This is a genomic window from Limosilactobacillus gastricus DSM 16045, assembly GCF_001434365.1.
Taxonomy (GTDB): domain Bacteria; phylum Bacillota; class Bacilli; order Lactobacillales; family Lactobacillaceae; genus Limosilactobacillus; species Limosilactobacillus gastricus.
Map to the genome: position 1 here is coordinate 1 of NZ_AZFN01000027.1, position 19,723 is coordinate 19,723.

Genomic DNA, 19,723 nt, shown 5'->3' on the forward strand with positions numbered 1-19,723 from the left:
GAAGAAATGTCAATTAGCATTTCTTCCCATCCTCATTCTTTTGAATCTTTGATAATAGCTATTTTAGAGAGTACTCCTAAACAAATTATTTTTCAGTTTTCCAGGATAATTTTTCGTAAATTTGGAATAATCAAACTAGTTTTATCAGCGAAAATCAATCGATGTTTATCTTCGTCTATTTTAACCAGTTCTCCTTGAAAAACTTCATAAAAGCCGACCGTCTGATTGAAATATTCTAATTTGATAGTTTGTGGCAGATGTGGCTTCAATAAGGTCAATTGTGCTTGAATTCGCCGAATCTGTCTATTCGTTTGGTACTCTTTACGCTTGTAACGTTCATTAATATCAGCGATTAATTTATGATAGCCGGTCAAAGCCGCAAAGGGGGCGAACTGCATGGCGCGGTCGTGTTGGTCCATTGGGTAGTGGCCTGGGGCTTTGGGATGTGATAACATCATCAAGTCTTGATATTCGCTGGTATCAGAAAATAAATCGGCGTATTGGTGTGGTTTAGTCATGCTTGATGTCCTCCAATCTCATTATGACGTTTCCGCGCGGTGGCGTCTTCGAGAAGGTCTCCCGCCTTAATCAGAGCGTTTTTGCCAAATTCATTTTGGATTTTCAAAATAGTTTCTTGAACGTTCTTGTCTTGATCGCGATAACTTTGATCTTGTCGAGCCTGTTGGGCGACTTGATCAGGATCGCTAAACAAGTCAAGTTGCTGAGTCCGCTGGATCTTTGCTAATTCCGTTTCTGTAACCAAATGATTAGAAATGACCGTGATTTTGCGAATTAAGAGTTTTGGGTTCACGATCTCATCAAACAGCTCATCAAAAGCGACTTTTAATTCTCGGCTGGAAGTAGTGAGATCACTAAGTTTCCGACTGCCATGAGCTGATTTAGGAACCTGACGTCCATAGAAGTCTTGACTGAGGGGCCCATTATAGTCGAAAAAGGGTTGACTGAGACTTTGGGCGTCATAGCTAAGATGCAAAGTGATTTGATCAGTCAATGATTGTTGTTTGATCAATTGTAAAGCTAAATCATCGGCCATTTCTGAAACGACCAAGCGGACAGCCGGAATTGGGTAGGGTTTAGGTAAGACTTGCCCCGAATAAATCCCATGATCACTCGCTCGGTATTGTTTAATATTTTTGATGGTAGCTGATTCAAAACCCCAGGCATGATCAATTAACAGTTCGGCGTTTTTACCGAATTCGCGATACAAGACTTCAGCATTCAAAGGGTCGGATAAGGTCCCGATGGAGGCGCGGGCGATATCACCCATCGTATTCAAGCCCAATTTTTTGAGCCGACGTGCATAACCACGACCTACGCGCCAAAAATCGGTTAGGGGTTGATGTGCCCAAAGAAGTTGTCGATATGAAAGCTCATCTAAATGGGCAATGCGTACTCCGTCTGCATCGGTAGGGATTTTCTTAGCCATAATATCTAGAGCTACTTTAGCGAGATACATATTTGTCCCAATTCCAGCCGTTGCGGTAATGGAGGTTTCGGCTTGAATAGTCAGGATGATTTCTTTGGCCAATTCCGCAGCGGAGGTGTCATGATGATCAAGGTAGTCAGTAATATCAATAAAAACTTCATCAATTGAGTAGACGTGGATATGCTTTGGCTCAAGATAACGTAGGTAAATTTCGTAAATTTCAGCACTAAGGTTCAAATAATATTGCATTCGCGGTGGAACAATTTGAAAGCTTAACCGTAAACTGGGTTGAGCCAACAATTGATCGCGGTAGATTGATTTCCGTTTGGCTAAGGAATGACCAAGGACTTGGGTGCGTTGCTGGTTAAGTTTGCGGACAGCTTGGTTAACTTCAAATAAGCGAGGACGGCCAGGAACTCCAAAGGCTTTTAAGGCCGGCGACACCGCCAGACAAATGGTTTTTTCAGTCCGAGATTCATCGGCAACCACTAGATTAGCGTTTAAGGGATCCAGTCCTAAAGCGGCACATTCGGCCGAGGCATAAAAGGATTTTAAATCAATGGCTAAAAATGTCTGTTCGGACACGATGAAAACCTCCAAAAATTGATTGTGTTTATTATACGAATTTAATCGTACGCAAACAAGTGTTCGGGTGTGATTAAACTATTGTTTTAGACTGAGGGGTCTGATATATTAATGGTTGCTGTCGCTATTAAATGGGGGAAGATAGCGGTTGCATACTTATGTTTATTGGGAGAGTAGTTTATGGAAAAAGAATGGTACGCATTTGACCGCGAACAAGCTTTGATCGATTTGGTACAACAAGATCAAACTGAACATTTACGAGAATTACACGATCGATACTTACCGTTAATCCGCCGTTTATGGATCGAATATCATCCAGCGCACATGGAACGCCAAGATTGGGAACAAGAGGCGATGATTGTTTTACATCATGCGGTCAATACTTTTGATCATCAGCGTCAGGTTCATTTTAGCTGGTATTATAAACGATTATTAACTAATCGGATGTTTGATCTATTACGGCGTTTACAAGCTGGTCGCCGCATTCCAGTAGAGTTAGAAGTTGAAATGACGAAAGAACAAGAAGACTTTTTGACGATGCCAATTGTCGGTTCTCTCCAATCGGATGAGTTGATTAATTTTCACGAATCTTTAGCGGCCTTTGATGCTATTGCCTCGGTTGAAGAAAGTGCTTATTGTAAGCTGACTTGGGCGGGTTTTACCTGCCAAGAAATTGCCCAAATGTATGGCTTAACCTATCAAGATGTGCGGCGCGTTTTGCGACGGGCGAAAAAGAAGGTTAAACGTTGTTTTGAGTAGGGAAAAGTTGATTTTTTGAAGCAAGACGTGTAATCTAAAATAGATTATGATCGAGGTGAAGATGATGGCAGCAAAAAAAGTTCCGCTAGAATGTAGTGAATGTGGTCGTCGTAATTATAATGTGTCCGTAAGTAATCACCAAGCACAACGCCTTGAGCTAAAAAAGTTTTGTAAACAATGTGGGAAAGTGACGCTCCATCGGCAGAGTCGCTAGTTGAAAGGGGATCGACATGCATCCATTTCGCTTTATTAAAAGTGTGGTTAAGGAAATGCACTTGGTAGTATGGCCAACCTTCAAAGAAAATCGTCGTGATACAGGGATTGTCCTATCGATTACAATTTTCTTTGTGCTTTATTTTGCTTTATTTGATTGGTTAATCCAACAATTCATGGTTTGGTTTTCTAAGTAGTCAAATTTAAGTTTTTTTGGTATACTATTGGTGTTGAGAACTTCGTGTTAGGCGAGGTTTTTTTATTTTGCTATCTGAATTAAAGGAGTCGAAACGTGGAAACGAGTGAAAAGCAATGGTATGTTTTACATACTTATTCTGGTTACGAAAATCGAGTTAAAAGTAATTTGGAATCACGGGTTCAATCAATGAATATGGAAGATTATATCTTCCAAGTGGTCGTGCCAGAAGAAACGGTACGTCAAGTTAAGGATGGACAAGCGAAGGAAGTTGAAGAAAAGACGTTCCCTGGCTATGTGCTTGTACAAATGGTGATGACCGATCAAGCTTGGTATATCGCTCGGAATACTCCCGGGGTAACTGGTTTTCTTGGCTCACATGGTGGTGGATCGAAACCAACCCCGATGTTGCCAGAAGAAGTTGATCGTATCATGAAGCGGATGGGTGTTGAAGTGGCTCGGACTGATATTGACGTTGAAGTTGGGGACCAAGTTAAGATTATCGCTGGTGCCTTCGCCGATCTAGTGGGGACCGTTACCGAAGTTGATCATGATAAAATGAAACTCAAGGTGGCCATTGAAATGTTTGGTCGGGAAACGACGGCAGATCTAGGCTTCAACCAAGTAGATACCATGAAATAGTTGCATATAAGGCTAATTTATGGTAGTTTATTACAGTATGCTATTAACATACTGTGGGAGAGGTAAATCTTAATATCTCATCATTACCACAACACGGACTAAGGAGGTTTTGTCTCGTGGCAAAGAAAGTAGCAAATATTGTTAAATTGCAAATTCCTGCCGGTGCAGCTTCACCAGCTCCGCCAGTAGGTCCAGCTCTTGGGCAAGCAGGAATTAACATCATGGGGTTCACTAAGGACTTTAACGCTCGGACAGCAGACCAAAAGGGTATGCTGATCCCAGTTGTGATCACTGTCTATGAAGATCGTTCCTTCGATTTCATTACAAAGACCCCTCCTGCCGCTGTTTTACTTAAGAAAGCCGCTGGTGTTGAACATGGTTCAGGTGAACCTAACACGAACAAGGTTGCAACTGTAACCAAGGATCAAGTTAAGGAAATCGCCGAAACTAAGATGCAAGATCTAAACGCCGCTGATGTAGAAGCAGCAATGCGCATGATCGAAGGTACTGCACGTAGCATGGGCTTCGTTGTCGAAGACTAATTAACGGCAGTCCGGAAGGTTTTGTGAAAGCAAGCTTTCCAGTGGGAGGAATAATCCCGTTTGACCACATTTGCAAGGAGGAAAACACAGATGGCTAAAACTCGCGGTAAGAAATACCAAGAAGCTTTAAAAAAGGTTGACAGTAAGAAAGAATACACTGTTACCGATGCAATTAACCTAGTTAAAGACATGGACTTTGCTAACTTCGACGCAACTGTTGAAGTTGCATTTAATTTAAACGTGGACACGAAGCAAGCTGACCAACAATTACGGGGGGCAGTGGTATTGCCAAACGGTACCGGTAAGGACCAAAAGGTAATCGTGTTCGCTAAAGGCGCTAACGCTGAAGCAGCTAAGGAAGCCGGCGCAGATGTCGTAGGTGACCAAGACTTAGTTGACCAAATCAAAGATGGTTGGTTAGACTTTGATGTTGCAATTGCAACTCCAGACATGATGCCACAAGTTGGGGCTTTAGGTCGGGTTCTTGGTCCTAAGGGCTTAATGCCAAACCCTAAGACTGGGACGGTTACGATGGATGTTGCTAAGGCCGTTTCTGAATCTAAGGCTGGTAAGGTTACTTACCGGACTGACCGGGACGGAAACGTAGCAGTGCCATTTGGTAAAGTATCATTTGATACTGACAAGTTAGCTGAAAACTTAAAGACAATTCAAGATACTGTTGTTAAGGCTCGTCCAGCATCAGTGCGTGGTACTTATGTTAAGCACGCTTCTATCGCTTCGACTTTCGGTCCAAGTGTAACGCTTGATTTAACTGATTTTTAGTTAAATTAAATAAATATAAAAGGATGGAGCTTTCCATCCTTTTTATTTTGCCGTAAAATGAAGGAGATTTGAGAAGGAGTATATAATGAACGAAACGAAATCAATATCCCGGAATCTCCCAATGATAATCGCCACGCTTGTGATTGGAACATTAGCCGGAACTAGCTCGATGTTATTAAGTCTGTTCCTTGATCAGGTGGAACGGTTCTTTTTGGGCTTCAACGAAAACTTTCAACAACCGGTAGCGATCAATGCTATGCCGATTCGGCGACTTGGTTCCGTATTGGTCGGTGGAATTATTGCCGCTCTGATTTGGTATTGGCTCCAAAAACGGTATAGTCCAGTTAAAATCCAAGATGCCATTGAAAATGGGGCCCCCATGCCCTTCTGGTATACATGGGTTCATGTTTTAACGCAAATTTTCTTCGTGGGAACGGGAGGATCGATTGGTCGAGAATTGGCACCGAGGGAAGCCGGGACCATGTTAGCGCATCAATGGACGAAGTTATCAAGGCGTTTCCCCAGAATGAATTTATCTCCAGAAGATCGGCGCTTGCTGATTGCTTCTGCTGCCGGTGCGGGTTTTGCGGGGGTTTATATTGCGCCGATTACGGGGATGATGTTTGCTCTTGAGCTGTTATACAAAAAAATCTCCGCGCGGGCAATTGCGGTAAGTCTAACTTCATCGGTTATTGCCACCTTAATTGGCTCTTTAGCTAAGGGGTGGGCTCCTTATTATCATGTTACTAACTTAAATTTCTCAGCCAAAAGTATTCCTTGGGTATTAGTGTTGGGACTCCTAATGGGCATTGGCGGAACCTGGTTTAAAACTGGGATTAAAAAAGCTGGTCAACGGCGCTTCAAGGATCAGCGACTTTTGGTTACTTTACCAGTAGTGGCTTTGTTAACGGGGATTATTGCCATGGGCTTTCCCCAGATAATGGGTAATGGTCGGGGAATTGCTCAACTAGCCATTGACAGCACTTCGATTTCGACTGGGACCATTGCAATCATGGTGGCGGCTTTACTAGCTAAGGCAATCGTGACCTTACTAACCATCGCTGGTGGTGGGTATGGTGGGACTTTGACGCCATCAATTGCGGTTGGCGCTGCGGCCGGAATTGTAGTGGGAACCTTATGGATGCAATTTGTTGGTGGCGATGTTTTGCTATCCCAATGTGCAATTGTTGGTGCTGCGGCCCTTTTAGCCGCTTCGCAACAAGCTCCTTTAATGTCCCTATTTATGATCACTGAAGTTTGTCACTTGAATTATTCAGCTCTAATGCCGCTCGGCTTGGCCGTTGCCGTCTCAATTGCTGTTTCGAAGTTAATGCAAGGTAGTCATTAAAAGGCGAGACTGAGAAGAATGTTTCTTCATCAGTCCCGCCTTTTAATTTTGCTGGACATAGTCTAACCAATAGGGGAGGGCCTGAGCCAGGTCATTATAAGTATCCTGAAATTTATGCGAATACCAGGGGTCAGGAATCTCGATTCCTGCTTTTCCAGGGACCAAATCATTGATTCCGTGGATCTTGCTTATACATTCTTGGGGAGCACGGCGGCGAAGATCGCGCAGGTTTTGCTCGTCCATCCCGATAATAAGATCATAATCATAATAATCTTCTGTGGTGATTTGGCGAGCGGTATGCCCCCGATCATCAAGATGATATTTACGCAGAATTTTTTTGGCACCAGGATGCGGTCGGTTCCCAATTTCGTAATTACTGGTGGCCGCCGAACTGACTTGGACTTGGTCCTCTAAGTGATGGTCCTTGATAAGTTGATAAAACATGGCTTCGGCCATTGGTGAACGGCAGATATTTCCTAAACAGACAAATAATACTTTCATAAGCGATCCTTTCAGGTTTAAGTATAGGATAGCGAATTTACTAGGGATAATAAAGAAAAGATGATATAATTACTAAACATTAACAGAAATAATAAAGGAGTACCAACTTATGTTAACTATCATTTTAATTGCGCTTGTAGTGATCATTGTGATTTGGTACGTTGTTGCCTATAATGGCTTAGTGCGGTTACGGATGAATGGGCAAGAATCATGGAGCCAAATTGACGTTCAACTACAACGACGTAACGACCTGATCCCAAATCTGGTTGAAACAGTGAAAGGTTATGGGAAATACGAAGCTGGCACTTTAGAAAAGGTGACCTCTTTGCGTCAACAAGTAGCAAGTGTATCCAGTGATGATCATCAAGCCAAAATGGCAGCGGCGGATCAATTATCGGGAGCTTTGAATTCTTTATATGCTGTGGCCGAAAATTATCCTGACCTGAAAGCGAACGAAGAATATTCTCGTTTAATGGAAGAGCTGAGCAATACGGAAAATAAGATTTCCTATTCTCGCCAACTTTACAATAGTACGGTTTCAACCCTAAATGCTCGGATTCAAAGCTTTCCATCGAATATTGTGGCTAAAATTCACCACTTTACACCAATGGAATTCTTACAAGTTCCAGAAAGTGTTAAGGAGGCGCCGAAGGTTTCTTTTGACTAGGAGAAGCGATGTTATATCAACAAATTGCGCAAAATAAACGGCGGACCATCTATGTGATGGCTGGTTTTACGCTCTTAGTGGCCTTAATTGGGGCCGCATTGGGATATTTATTTGCGGGAACGGCTACGGGTGGTGTGATTATCGCCTTGATAATTACCTTGATCTATATTTCAGTAATGGTGGGTCAATCCACTGATGTTGTCATGAACATGAATCATGCCACGGAAATTCATTCGGCTGATGAGAATCCAGAACTATGGCATGTGGTTGAAGATATGGCGATGGTCGCTCAAGTGCCAATGCCAAGGGTTTTTATTATTGACGACCCTAGTCCAAACGCCTTTGCCACTGGTAACAATCCCCAACATGCTGCTGTAGCGGCGACTAAAGGTCTTTTAGCGATGATGAATCGCGAAGAACTCGAAGGGGTGATGGCCCATGAAATGTCGCACGTCAAAAATTATGATATTCGTTTACAAACGATTGCGTTAGCGCTGGCGGCCGCAATTTCATTACTAGTTAATTTTGCTAGTAATTTTTGGTGGTTTGGTGGTGGTGATCGTGACCGAGAACGTGATGGCGGTGGGGTTATCGCTATCTTGGGTTCGGTATTGCTAATCATCTTAGCACCACTGGCGGCTTCGATCGCTCAAATGGCGCTGTCGCGGAATCGAGAATATTTAGCGGATGCTAGTGCTGTTGAGTTAACGCGTAACCCTCAGGGAATGATTAGTGCGCTAAGAAAATTAGAGGATGTACAACCGATGAAGGCTGCCGATCCCAATAGCTCGGCCTTATATATTAGTGATCCCTTTAAGAATCAAAAACATCGTTCTTTTAGCCATCTATTTGATACGCATCCACCTTTAGAAGATCGGATTGCGCGGTTAGAGAAAATGTAAATTGAGAAGCTGATAATCTTCATGACGGGTACCTAAAACAGGTTAGACAGGATATTTTCTTGCCTAGCCTGTTTTTATGTTGGTGCTATCTATGTTTTCGTGAACAGTGTATAATTAAAAGTTGGACAAACATGACGAAATTGAGGAGTGCAAACTCATGAAAATGAAATTAGCGGAAATTGCTAAGGCAATTGATGCTCAAGATATAAATGCAGCCTGGGATGAGTTGGAAGTTACCAGCGTGGCTTTTGACAGCCGTAATTTGACTCCTGGGTCTTTATTTGTGCCCTTACAAGGGGCACGGGATGGTCACGAATTCGTGGCACAAGCCTTTCAAAATGGTGCAAAAGCGACTTTGTGGGCAGCTGACCATGATATTCCGAGCGATGACCAATTCCCTCGACTAGTAGTGAAAGACCCATTAGCGGCCTTTCAGCGCCTCAGTCAGTATTACTTAAAAAAGATTAACCCGATTGTAGTAGCGGTAACTGGAAGTAATGGAAAAACGACCACCAAGGACATGGTAGCCGCCATTTTAGCGACCCAGTTCAATGTCACGAAAACCTTTGCCAACTTTAATAATGAAATCGGGGTTCCAGTAACCCTGTTAAATATGGAACCATCGACTGAAGTGGTTGTCGTGGAAATGGGGATGGATCGCTTCGATCAATTAGACCTATTAAGTCGGTTAGCCACCCCTGACTATGCGGTTATTACGATGATTGGGGAAGCACATATTGAATTCTTTGGAACGCGTGATCGAATCGCGGATGCGAAGATGGAGATCGTTCACGGGATGAACGAAGATGGAACCCTAATTATTAATGGAGATGAACCATTATTAACGGCACGTGCTGAGGATATTGAGCAACAAGTTGTGACCTTTGGGCGACAGTTAGCCGATGATTTTTATGCCACTAGTGTTCAATTGGCTGATGATCAAGTTGCCTTTAGTGTGAATGAATGGCCTGACCTTACTTTTACCCTTCCAATGGTGGGGGAGTATAACGTTAATAATGCACTAGCCGCGATTGCAGTTGGTGCTCAACTCCAGATTACTCCTGAAAACATGCAAAAGGCCTTACAAGGTCTGCAGATGACTGAAAATCGGGCTGAATGGATTCAAGGAACCAATGGCGAACGGATTCTAAGTGATGTCTATAATTCTAATCCGACCGCCGTGGCCGAAGTCTTAAAGACGATTGAGCAAGTTCAAACCGAGGGTAAAAAAGTAATTGTGCTTGGCGACATGTTGGAGCTGGGGACAGCCTCCGCACAACTTCATGCTCAATTAGCGGCAGAGATTGATTCTGATCAGATTGCGGAAGTTTATCTCGTCGGGGATGAAATGCAAGCTTTATTGAAACAATTGACGGCCGATGGTTTCCCTAACAAACGGTTACACCACTATGACACGAATGCATTAGCACAATTGACGAAGGATCTGAACGCCACCTTAAGGACAGATGATATTGTCTTATTAAAGGGGAGCCATGGCATTCATTTGGAAACGGTCCTGCAAGGACTCACGAAAGGATAATGAGGTAGAAATTTGTATTTTAGTGAATTAGGTTTATCAAATAAGTTATTAAAAGCGGTTCAACGAAGTGGTTATGAAGAAGCCACCCCGATTCAAGAGCAAACCATTCCGATGGTTTTGAAGGGACTCGATGTGATCGGCCAAGCTCAAACCGGGACTGGGAAGACGGCGGCCTTTGGGTTGCCAGTTTTAGAGCATGTTGATACGCAATCATCAGCAATTCAAGCGTTGATCATTTCGCCAACCCGGGAATTAGCGATTCAAACCCAAGAAGAATTATATAAATTGGGAAAGGAAAAACGGGCCCGTGTCCAAGTTGTCTACGGGGGCGCTGATATTCGGCGGCAAATTAAAGCTTTAAAAAATGGTCCCCAAATTATTGTTGGGACCCCCGGCCGTTTGCGTGATCATTTGAATCGGGGAACGATCAAATTGGATCAGTTGCAAACTTTAGTCTTGGATGAAGCCGATGAGATGTTAAATATGGGCTTCTTGGATGATATTGAGGCAATCATTCAGGCAACACCATCAGATCGTCAAACCCTCTTGTTCTCAGCAACAATGCCACCCGAAATTAAACGGATTGGGGTCCAATTTATGAAGGACCCACAAACGGTTAAGATTAAGGCAAAGGAATTAACTACGGACTTAGTTGATCAATACTACATTAAGGCCCGTGATTACGAAAAATTTGATATCATGACGCGGTTAATTGATGTCCAAGATCCTGACCTGACCATTGTTTTTGGTCGAACGAAGCGGCGGGTGGATGAATTGTCGCGTGGTTTAATTGCTCGGGGCTACAATGCTGCCGGAATTCATGGTGATTTGACACAAGATCGGCGCTCCAAGATCATGAAACGATTCAAGAATGGCGAACTAGATATTCTAGTCGCCACAGATGTAGCGGCCCGGGGCTTGGATATTTCTGGAGTTACGCATGTATACAACTATGATATTCCACAAGATCCCGAAAGTTATGTTCACCGGATTGGTCGGACAGGCCGGGCCGGCAACCATGGTGTCTCACTAACTTTTGTGACGCCAAATGAAATGGACTATCTCCATGAAATTGAAAAGTTGACGAAGGTGCGGATGTTGCCTTTAAAACCACCAACGGCTGAAGAAGCTTTTCGGGGACAGGTGGCCAGTGCCTTTAATGATATTAACGAACTGATTGAACGTCCGGACAACGATCGTTATCGTGAAGCAGCGAGTGAACTACTCGCTACTCATGAAGCGGTGGACTTGGTGGCAACCTTATTAAATGAGTTAACGAAGGATGATGAGACCCAAGTGCCGGTCAAGATCACTCCAGAACGACCATTACCAAATCGGAAACGGAAACCTAACCGGAATGGTGGTAATCACTACAGGCGCCGGTCCAATGGTGGTAACCGTCGAGGTGACAATCGGAATCGACGTCCACGTGGTGGTAATGGTAGTCATCGGAATCCACGGAGTCAGGGAAAACGTAATTCATTTAAGATTCGGCGAAAAGAGGACTAATCATGATCAAAGGGATCGGAATTGATATTACTGAGATTAAACGGGTACAAGCAGCAGTTAATAAACATGCCCAATTTATTCCTAAAGTATTAACTCCGGCCGAACAAGCCCAGCTCGAAAACCTAAGCGGCCAGCGATATTGGGAATATATCAGCAGTCGCTTTTCTTTAAAAGAATCGTTTTCTAAAGCAATGGGGACAGGAATCGGAACCCAAGTTGGTTTCCAAGATATTTCGTTTATTAATAATGATTTAGGTCGACCAGAAGTTTTTCAATCGATTTTTTCTGGACGGGCCCACGCCAGCGTTAGTCATACAGATCAACTAGTGATGACAGAAGTGATTTTGGAGGAAGGTTCAGATGGTAACAGCTAATTTACGAGATGCTCAAGTTGAAGTAAACCTAGCAGCAATTCGTCATAATGTGGCAGCCCAACGACAAGCCATGCCAGCCGGCAACCGCATTTTTGGGGTAGTTAAGGCCAATGCCTATGGGCATGGAGCCGTTGCAGTGGCCCAAGATCTTTCATCAGCCGGCATCGATGGTTTTTGTGTGGCTGCGTTAGATGAAGGATTAGAACTTCGGCAAGCTGGGTTGACCGAATTAATTCTTGTTTTGGGGATTACGCCGGTGCAATATGCGGGGACTGCGGCTGAAAATGATATATCACTAACTGTTGGGGACGTAGATTGGCTAAAAGCCTATCAGCAATTAGCGCATGCTGTTTCCATTCCTAAACCTTTAAAAATTCATTTAGGTTTTGATACTGGGATGGGGCGAATTGGTTTTACGGAGCCAGCTTTATTAAAAGAGGCGCTTGAATTACTCAAAGATCCAGTTTTTGAATTCGAAGGCTGTTTCACCCATTTTGCAACGGCTGATGAAGCTAATGATGCTTACTTTAAGCAACAAATAGCCCGTTGGCATGAATTATTAGCAGTTTTACCGACTTTACCACCATATGTCCATATGGCAAACTCCGCGACCGGCTTATGGCATCCTGATCAGATTACCGGAAATACTGTCCGGATGGGGATCTCGATGTATGGCTTGAATCCATCAGGGACGGTCTTACCGGCAACATTGGATTTGCAGCCAGCTTTAGCGGTTACGGCTCGATTGACTTTTGTAAAGCAACTAAAAGCCGGTCGTTCAGTTAGTTATGGGGCTACTTACACGGCTAAGCAAGATGAATGGATCGGAACAATTCCCGTGGGGTATGCGGATGGTTATACGCGTCAATTGTCCGGTTATCAAGTTCTGATCAACGGTCAACGTTGTGACTTAGTTGGTCGAGTGTGCATGGACCAAATGATGGTTCGGTTGCCACAAGAACTGCCAGTCGGGACGAAGGTGACGCTACTGGGTCGCGATGGTAATGATGAAATTACGGCTACGGAATTAGCTGAAAAAACGGGCATAATTAATTATGAGATATTAACTAGTTTGAGCCCGCGCTTAAAACGAATCTACAAATCATAGTTGGAAAACAACCTGGAAAGAAACTTAATTTGGTTACTTTCCAGTTTTTTTATAGGACAAATTTTAACGTTTAGTCATTAAATTAGGCGCTTATTCAAATAAATATTGATAGGAGGGATAGATCATATAATTAAAAATAAGGAGAATTTTCATGCGATATAAATACTATACTGTCCAAATGGATGAAGAGGATTGTGGAGTAGCAGCCTTATCTATGGTACTGAAAAATTTTGGAACTAATGTTTCGATCGCTAAATTAAGGACAAGTACTAAAACAACAATCGATGGGACAACCATTTACGGAATTGTGCAAGCTGCCAAAATATATGGTTTGGATACATTAGCAATCAAAGCTAATCGGCAACTTTTTGAAATAAATCATCTCCCACTACCGTTTATCATTCATGTGATTAGAAAAGAAAGTTACTTACATTATTGTGTGGTTACCGAAATTAATGGCGATCAAATTACAGTTGCGGATCCTGATGATTCTGTGGGAATAAAAAGGCTGTCAATCAAAAAGGTCTGTGAAGAATGGAGTGGAAATGCGATTCTCTTTTCTAAAGGAGATGATTATCAATCCATTAATGAAAAATCGGCAGGAATCTTTGAATATATAAGGTATCTAACAAAAAATAGATTTGTGACTTGTGGAATAGTTCTAATGGCAGCCCTTGTCTTATTGACGAATATTATCAATTCACTTGCAATTCAACTAGTGATTGATCGCTTAATTCCTGGACAAGCTTTTAATAAACTAACTTTTTTAGTAATTGGTCTGATAAGTATGTATTTTTTTAATGCTACATTTTCGTTTGTTGAAAGCATAGCAATGACAATTTTAGGACAACGATTATCAAAAGATATTGCATTAAACTTTATCAAGCATCTATTTGATTTACCTATTGATTTTTTTGCAACTCGACGAACTGGTGATGTGGTGTCTAGATTCAACGACACTAATCGAGTAATTGAGGCGCTTTCTAGATCAATTGTTACGATATTTTTAGATGTGTTAATTGTGATGATAACGGGGTATGTATTGGGATTGTTAAACTTTCGACTACTCCTTATCATCGGCTTGTTTATACCAATTTACACCGTTACTATCGTTACATTTGCTAGTATCTTTGAAAAAATGAACAAAAAGGTAATGATAAAAAATGCTAAATTAAGTTCTTTAATCATTGATAGCATTAAGGGAATGGAAACGCTGAAGTGTTTAAATGCGAATGTAAAACAATTAGATAAAATCAAGCTTGCCTTTAATGATTTTTTAAATGAGTTAAAAAAATATAGTATATTAACTTCAAGTCAAGAATCAATAAAGCAGTTTTTGCAATTAACATTAAATATTTTGGTTATTTGGATTGGGGCAAATCAAATTATGAATAACTATTTTAAATTGGGACAGTTGATTGCTTTTACTTCTTTGTTAGGATATTTTACGAACTCATTAAAAAACATCTTAGATCTCCAATCAAATTTACAAAGTGCGATTGTTGCAACTAGACGATTAAACGATATTTTAATAGTTCCAGTCGAAAAAGAAATTCAATTAAAAACAGTTTCAAATGATATCAGTGGTGACATAGTTTTAAGTGGTGTGCAATGTCGCTATGGTTATCAAGATTTGGTCTTAAAAGGTATTGATTTAGAAATAAAAAAGGGGAATAAGATCGCAATAGTTGGCACAAGTGGATCGGGGAAATCGACTATTGCTAAGCTATTAGTAGGTTTTTTAACTGCCTCACAAGGATCAATTACATTAAATGGAATCAATATTGAGAAAATTTCTCGTTCTTTGTTACGATCGGAGATTAATTATGTTCCACAGTATTCTTATATAATTTCTGATACGATTTGGAATAATTTAACCTTAGGTTGTAGCGATAAAATAGACCGGGAAAAAGTTGAGAAAGCCTGCCGAATTGCCATGATTAGTGAAACTATTAACGCGCTACCTTTAGGATACGAAACAAAACTCGACGAGGAAGCTACAATTTTGTCAGGAGGACAGAAACAACGATTAACAATAGCTAGGGCTATTTTATCTAATGCTCAAACTTTAATTTTAGATGAATCAACTAGTAGTTTAGATACGATTACGGAAAGGGAACTTATTAATAATCTATTAAATTTAAAAGATAAAACGATTATCTTTATAGTTCATCGATTGAAAGTAGCTAAGCAAGTTGACGATATTGTTGTTATCGAAAACGGAACAGTTGTCGAAAGAGGAAGTCATAATCAATTAATGGCTCAACACAAAAGATATTACGATTTTGTGCGATTAAGATCGTAATAGTTATAGCAGTATTTATCTGATATTTTGCGTTTGTTAGTCAAAATAAACGCTTAATAAAAAGTGATTGATAATTGTTTAAAAATAATAAGATGTACTATGAGAAAGGAGGAAAGTAAAATGGAAAAAGATATTAATACCGTTGTAGGTGATCCGTTTGAAGAACTTACTATTGATGAAATGACAAAGATTCAAGGTAATGGAACTCAGTCTGCACAATCTACACCTGTTGTTGAAAGCCTTGCAGAGAGTTTTGCCTTATCCTATGCTATATCTCGAGCTTTTAAACATTCAAAATAGAAATAAGGAGATGGTTAATATGCTAGATAGCGAATTAAAAAAGATAGTCGGAGACTCATTTGAGGATATGAGTGTGCAACAGATGACATCAATTCAGGGGAATGGAGCTGAAAGTGCCCAGACATCACCACTTATTCCTATATCTAAGGCATCTTCAGTAAGGTGTGCAAAATGGGTTTCGGCAATCTCAGGGCTTAGCTGGGCTAAACATCATAAATAGAGAATCTTGATATTGAATATTAAGGCGATGATATTATGAAAAAAGAAAGTACGCTTGATATTACCGTAATGGTATGTATTAGTTGGCTTATTTTGATCTCAACTTATTCCCGTATTTTTGGGACAATTGCATTTTATGCCGTGTGTTATGTAGTTATTAGAGAAAGCTGCAAATTGTTATTTAGAATTGTTTGTCACATTAGAAAAAATAATTTTTGATAATGAGAAGGATTACAGTTTTAAACGGAAGCGTTAATCGCAAAGGAAATACTCAATACTTTATTGAAGAAATATTGAGGGGAATTCCTAAAGAAATTGATCGACAATTTTTTTTCGCAAGTGATTATATGTTTCCGTTAGTTTATAAAGGATTGTATGATCCTGAATACAGTCGCAAAGTAGCGGGTGATAATATTTATTCTTTACAAGAATCAATATTAGAAAGTAATCTACTTATTATTGCTTCGCCAGTTTATATGCACAATATTTCATCAAATTTAAAACTGGTAATTGAGAAACTATCTACTTGGTCTCATATCTTAAGGTTGGATGGAAAACCTGTGGTTGTTTTAAGTACATGCAGTACAAATGGTGATACAACTGTTACCAGTTATCTTTGTAAAGTTATCAGTACAATGGGTGGAAATATTATCGCTAATTGTAACGCCAATGGATTTCAATTACATGATGAAGTTTGGCTTAATGATGTCACAAATAAAATTAGGTCGAAAATCATTTGTTCAATTGGGAATTCACTACAATCAAATTATTATATTGAAGAAGTATTCAAGGGAATGAAATTAATCATGAATGATCGAATAGGTTCTGATGTTCCAAATTCATTTGCTGAAGAGGAATCTACCTATTGGGTGAAAAGTGGTTTAATAAATTATGATTCATTTCAAAAATTTCTAGATGACAAATACAATCTGAAGTAGGTATTGAGCCTACTTTTTCATTTAATCGAAATTTAAAGCGATTAATATTTTATATATTTTAATCTCGGTCGTTAGTATTATAATAAATAATATAGAATTGGGAGGTTTGGTAATGATATTAGAAAATCATAAATCAAACTATAAAAAAATATCCGAGGATGAGCTAAATAAGATTATTGGTGGACAAATACAAACCAAATTAGTACATGGATATAGTATCTTTAGACACGCTTTATCTAAAAAATTTCATAAGTGGTGAATCTAAATGATTATGGTTGGGGTGGTTCAGTATTTTTTGATGGAAATTATGTCTCTGGCATCATGTTATTTTTTTTCAGTGCTTAATAGCTCAATAAAAGAGAAAAAAATATTTTTTGGAGGAGTAGTTTTAACCGTTCTATGTTTAGGGGTTTTTGGAAATTTTATTTATCTAGTTTATACATTGTTTGTGGTTTTATATAACAGATTAATGAAAAAAGAATCGTTGTTGTGCTTTAACAATGGGATTGTGTACATTGGTGCAATTTTTTCGTTAACGGTTGGTGGTTGTATCAGCTTTTTATTTAATTTCGTTTTGATTCCTAATGCATCGGTTAATAAATTAATTACTTGCCAATTGGTATCCGAATCGGTAGTACTAGTAATTTTATATTTTTATCGTCGTTATGTCCAAATAGGATTATCAAAACTGCGAATTTACTTATATAGACATAAGCTAACAAAATTTTTCCAATGTTCAATTTTACTAGCTTATATTTTTATATTGAGCCTTCAGATCATTGCCGAAGAACTAGGTGTTGAGATGAGAATTGAAGGTGGATTGATGCTAATTTCAATGATTATCATTTTAATAGTATTAGGTTTTACTATATCCCTAAGTAAGTATTATAATCGCGTCAATCAACTTGAATATGTAAAACGGGGAGTTTCGCAAAGCCAGGAGTATCTAGCTTTCAATCGTCGTGACTATCTTAGATTAAGGAAGTTGCGGCATAAATACGTTAACCAACTAATTTCTTTAGATGGGTTACTTGAAAATGGGGATTATCTTGCTGCTAAAGGCTATCTTAATAATATTCTTAAAGAATTTAATCAAAGTATTAATAGTGAAATCAATCGTCAATATCAAATACTTAATGAGCTTAGTTCTGTGGAATTAAGATCTTTAATTTTTTCAAAAGTACAATTAATGCACGAATACAACATTTCTTGTAACCTTTCAGTTAATACCGATTTTCCTATTAGTGAAGAAAATGCGATTGATGTAGTCACTGTAATTGGCTCATTGCTGGATAATGCAATTGAAGAAACTAGGGATAAATATCAGTCTAGAATAGAACTAGAATTAAATCAGTACGGCTCAGAAATATTGGATTTTAAAGTTGTAAATACAATTGATCATGAAATTGACAATCATAAATTGTTTCAAAATGAATATTCAACTAAAACTGGTCATTCTGGAATTGGTTTAACTATTATTAAAGATATCATTGATAGTTCTGATAATTATGCTTTAGAAATCGAAACATATAAAGATAGAATTCAGTTTGATTATATGATCAGAAGGGATCCAGATGACAATTAATGTGTTACTAGTAGAAAATAATCTTGAGCAATTAGAGATTATGAGAACAGTGATCTTAAATCGTATCGCAATAAATCCGACGTTAAAAGCATATGATATGCATATAGCTTTGTGTACGTCAGACCCATATGAAACGATTGATTATATACGTTGTAATAAGTTTGAAGATTATTTTGGAGTACTAGATATTGATTTAAACTCAGATGTTTCTGGAATTGAAATTGCTGAAGAATTACGTAAAACGAATGGATTTACGGAAATTTGCTATGTTTCGGCATACGAAGATTTTCTTCTTAAAACAATTAATTCAAATACTAAGCCAATTGATTTTATTTATAAATCGCAAGGAATAGAACAAATGATTCATCAACTACGCAGAGCTATTGATTTAGTATATTTTAACTATACAAAATTAGTTACGTCTCATAATATGGGAAATATGTTTACTTATGAGCCATTTATAGGACTTATAAAACGAGTTCCGGTTGATGAAATCTTATATATTAAGACAACTAATAAACAGCATAAGTTGGAATTAGTATGTAAAGATCGAACGGTTGAATTTTATGGTGAGTTAAAATCGATTGAAGCAAAACGAAATAATTTTATTCGGGTTGATCGACAAATATTGATTAATTTAGATAACGTTATCTCATTAAATGTTAAAGAGCGAAGAGTTTACTTTTTGACGTCTTCGGACGAAATGGCGTTTTGTAAGGTTAGTTTAAGGAAAATACCGGCAATTAAAAGGATTTTGTTAAGCGAGAAATAATCAAAATTAGGCTGAAAAAATTCCTATCCCCCACACAAAAAGCCGAATGACGAACCATGAGTTCGTCATTCGGCTTTTTGTTCCATTAGTTGAAAAGGCCAAGCAAAATCGTCATATTGACCAACCATTAATCATGCATAGTGACCGTGGCAGTCAGTTCACGTCTGAAGCATACAACCAAGCAACAGCAGAAATGACATTAAGTTATTCAAAGAAGTCGTATCCTGGGGATAATGCTTGCATAGAGTCGTTTCATGCCCTAATTAAGCGTAAATGGTTAAATCGTTTTAAGATCCATTCATACTCAGAAGCAAAACGGCTAGTTTTTCAGTACATTGAAACATTTTACAACACGGTGAGAACTCACAGTCGTTGTGAGTTTAAATCACCAAAGCAGTTTGAAGATGAGTACCAAACTCTAATTCAAAACTTAACCGCAGCATAGACAAAAAGTCTCTGTTTAAATTGTCTATTTTATTGACAGGGGA

At 39.4% G+C, this 19,723-nt stretch carries 24 protein-coding genes; 21 read left to right on the top strand and 3 right to left on the bottom strand.

Translation table 11 applies throughout. The features are described 5' to 3' along the window. Nucleotides 1–92: 92 nt before the first annotated feature. Both FC60_RS08160 and FC60_RS08165 read right to left on the bottom strand, forming a co-directional pair. On the bottom strand, nucleotides 93–518 hold the full coding sequence (locus tag FC60_RS08160; protein ID WP_056937901.1) for a hypothetical protein: 426 nt from the start codon (nucleotides 516–518) through the stop codon (nucleotides 93–95). Continuing rightward, nucleotides 515–2,032, bottom strand: coding sequence for a Y-family DNA polymerase (locus FC60_RS08165; RefSeq protein WP_056937902.1), 1,518 nt, complete (start codon nucleotides 2,030–2,032; stop codon nucleotides 515–517). The genes FC60_RS08160 and FC60_RS08165 overlap by 4 nt, the downstream gene beginning before the upstream one ends. A gap of 180 nt (nucleotides 2,033–2,212) precedes the next feature. On the opposite strand from FC60_RS08165, the gene FC60_RS08170 reads away from it, so the two are divergent. From FC60_RS08170 to FC60_RS08195, 7 genes are all read left to right on the top strand, one after another. After that, nucleotides 2,213–2,791: a sigma-70 family RNA polymerase sigma factor gene (locus FC60_RS08170; RefSeq protein WP_056937903.1), complete on the top strand. Its 579-nt coding sequence runs from the start codon at nucleotides 2,213–2,215 to the stop codon at nucleotides 2,789–2,791. A 64-nt stretch (nucleotides 2,792–2,855) separates the two neighbouring features. Further along, complete coding sequence (gene rpmG, locus FC60_RS09360; RefSeq protein ID WP_081478352.1) at nucleotides 2,856–3,005, top strand: 50S ribosomal protein L33; 150 nt, start codon at nucleotides 2,856–2,858, stop codon at nucleotides 3,003–3,005. A 16-nt stretch (nucleotides 3,006–3,021) separates the two neighbouring features. After that, nucleotides 3,022–3,201 carry a preprotein translocase subunit SecE gene (gene secE / locus FC60_RS08175; RefSeq protein ID WP_040467766.1) on the top strand — a complete coding sequence of 60 codons (180 nt, stop codon included), beginning with the start codon at nucleotides 3,022–3,024 and terminating at the stop codon, nucleotides 3,199–3,201. A 95-nt stretch (nucleotides 3,202–3,296) separates the two neighbouring features. After that, nucleotides 3,297–3,842, top strand: a complete 546-nt coding sequence (nusG, locus tag FC60_RS08180) for a transcription termination/antitermination protein NusG (protein ID WP_056937904.1) — start codon at nucleotides 3,297–3,299, stop codon at nucleotides 3,840–3,842. 116 nt (nucleotides 3,843–3,958) lie between these two features. Beyond that, nucleotides 3,959–4,384 carry a 50S ribosomal protein L11 gene (gene rplK / locus FC60_RS08185; protein ID WP_007121605.1) on the top strand — a complete coding sequence of 142 codons (426 nt, stop codon included), beginning with the start codon at nucleotides 3,959–3,961 and terminating at the stop codon, nucleotides 4,382–4,384. Between the two features lie 90 nt (nucleotides 4,385–4,474). Continuing rightward, nucleotides 4,475–5,167: a 50S ribosomal protein L1 gene (rplA, locus tag FC60_RS08190; RefSeq protein WP_056937905.1), complete on the top strand. Its 693-nt coding sequence runs from the start codon at nucleotides 4,475–4,477 to the stop codon at nucleotides 5,165–5,167. Nucleotides 5,168–5,252: 85 nt separating this feature from the next. After that, nucleotides 5,253–6,515: a chloride channel protein gene (locus FC60_RS08195; protein ID WP_056937906.1), complete on the top strand. Its 1,263-nt coding sequence runs from the start codon at nucleotides 5,253–5,255 to the stop codon at nucleotides 6,513–6,515. 42 nt (nucleotides 6,516–6,557) lie between these two features. On the opposite strand, the gene FC60_RS08200 is transcribed toward FC60_RS08195, so the two are convergent. Continuing rightward, nucleotides 6,558–7,016 (bottom strand): low molecular weight protein-tyrosine-phosphatase, encoded by a 459-nt coding sequence (locus tag FC60_RS08200; protein ID WP_056937907.1) that lies wholly within the window; start codon nucleotides 7,014–7,016, stop codon nucleotides 6,558–6,560. Nucleotides 7,017–7,125: 109 nt separating this feature from the next. Here FC60_RS08200 and FC60_RS08205 point away from each other — a divergent pair, with 109 nt between their 5' ends. From FC60_RS08205 to FC60_RS08265, 14 genes are all read left to right on the top strand, one after another. After that, the gene (locus FC60_RS08205) at nucleotides 7,126–7,683 is read left to right on the top strand and encodes a LemA family protein (RefSeq protein ID WP_040467820.1); all 558 of its coding nucleotides are present in this window, start codon (nucleotides 7,126–7,128) and stop codon (nucleotides 7,681–7,683) included. 8 nt (nucleotides 7,684–7,691) lie between these two features. Beyond that, nucleotides 7,692–8,585: a zinc metalloprotease HtpX gene (gene htpX / locus FC60_RS08210; protein WP_056937908.1), complete on the top strand. Its 894-nt coding sequence runs from the start codon at nucleotides 7,692–7,694 to the stop codon at nucleotides 8,583–8,585. Nucleotides 8,586–8,742: 157 nt separating this feature from the next. Beyond that, a complete protein-coding gene (locus tag FC60_RS08215; protein WP_056937909.1) occupies nucleotides 8,743–10,125 on the top strand; it encodes a UDP-N-acetylmuramoyl-tripeptide--D-alanyl-D-alanine ligase in 1,383 nt (460 codons plus the stop codon). 12 nt (nucleotides 10,126–10,137) lie between these two features. After that, on the top strand, nucleotides 10,138–11,634 hold the full coding sequence (gene cshA / locus FC60_RS08220) for a degradosome RNA helicase CshA (protein ID WP_007121694.1): 1,497 nt from the start codon (nucleotides 10,138–10,140) through the stop codon (nucleotides 11,632–11,634). Nucleotides 11,635–11,636: 2 nt separating this feature from the next. After that, entirely contained in the window at nucleotides 11,637–12,008 is a 372-nt protein-coding gene (gene acpS / locus FC60_RS08225) for a holo-ACP synthase (RefSeq protein ID WP_056937910.1), read from the top strand. Further along, entirely contained in the window at nucleotides 11,995–13,116 is a 1,122-nt protein-coding gene (gene alr / locus FC60_RS08230; protein ID WP_056937911.1) for an alanine racemase, read from the top strand. Before acpS ends, alr begins: the two co-directional genes overlap by 14 nt. 151 nt (nucleotides 13,117–13,267) lie before the next feature. After that, the gene (locus FC60_RS08235) at nucleotides 13,268–15,421 is read left to right on the top strand and encodes a peptide cleavage/export ABC transporter (protein WP_056937912.1); all 2,154 of its coding nucleotides are present in this window, start codon (nucleotides 13,268–13,270) and stop codon (nucleotides 15,419–15,421) included. Between the two features lie 120 nt (nucleotides 15,422–15,541). Then, the gene (locus tag FC60_RS08240; RefSeq protein WP_056937913.1) at nucleotides 15,542–15,721 is read left to right on the top strand and encodes a lichenicidin A2 family type 2 lantibiotic; all 180 of its coding nucleotides are present in this window, start codon (nucleotides 15,542–15,544) and stop codon (nucleotides 15,719–15,721) included. A 19-nt stretch (nucleotides 15,722–15,740) separates the two neighbouring features. Then, complete coding sequence (locus FC60_RS09835; protein WP_056937914.1) at nucleotides 15,741–15,941, top strand: lichenicidin A2 family type 2 lantibiotic; 201 nt, start codon at nucleotides 15,741–15,743, stop codon at nucleotides 15,939–15,941. A 220-nt stretch (nucleotides 15,942–16,161) separates the two neighbouring features. Beyond that, nucleotides 16,162–16,878 carry a flavodoxin family protein gene (locus tag FC60_RS08250; RefSeq protein ID WP_153672867.1) on the top strand — a complete coding sequence of 239 codons (717 nt, stop codon included), beginning with the start codon at nucleotides 16,162–16,164 and terminating at the stop codon, nucleotides 16,876–16,878. Between the two features lie 112 nt (nucleotides 16,879–16,990). Next, nucleotides 16,991–17,137, top strand: a complete 147-nt coding sequence (locus FC60_RS09840) for a bacteriocin (protein ID WP_082601379.1) — start codon at nucleotides 16,991–16,993, stop codon at nucleotides 17,135–17,137. Between the two features lie 6 nt (nucleotides 17,138–17,143). Further along, nucleotides 17,144–18,463 (top strand): sensor histidine kinase, encoded by a 1,320-nt coding sequence (locus tag FC60_RS08255; RefSeq protein WP_056937916.1) that lies wholly within the window; start codon nucleotides 17,144–17,146, stop codon nucleotides 18,461–18,463. Next, nucleotides 18,453–19,235 (top strand): LytR/AlgR family response regulator transcription factor, encoded by a 783-nt coding sequence (locus FC60_RS08260; RefSeq protein ID WP_056937917.1) that lies wholly within the window; start codon nucleotides 18,453–18,455, stop codon nucleotides 19,233–19,235. Before FC60_RS08255 ends, FC60_RS08260 begins: the two co-directional genes overlap by 11 nt. A gap of 46 nt (nucleotides 19,236–19,281) precedes the next feature. Beyond that, complete coding sequence (locus FC60_RS08265; RefSeq protein WP_420804666.1) at nucleotides 19,282–19,680, top strand: integrase core domain-containing protein; 399 nt, start codon at nucleotides 19,282–19,284, stop codon at nucleotides 19,678–19,680. Nucleotides 19,681–19,723: the final 43 nt, after the last annotated feature.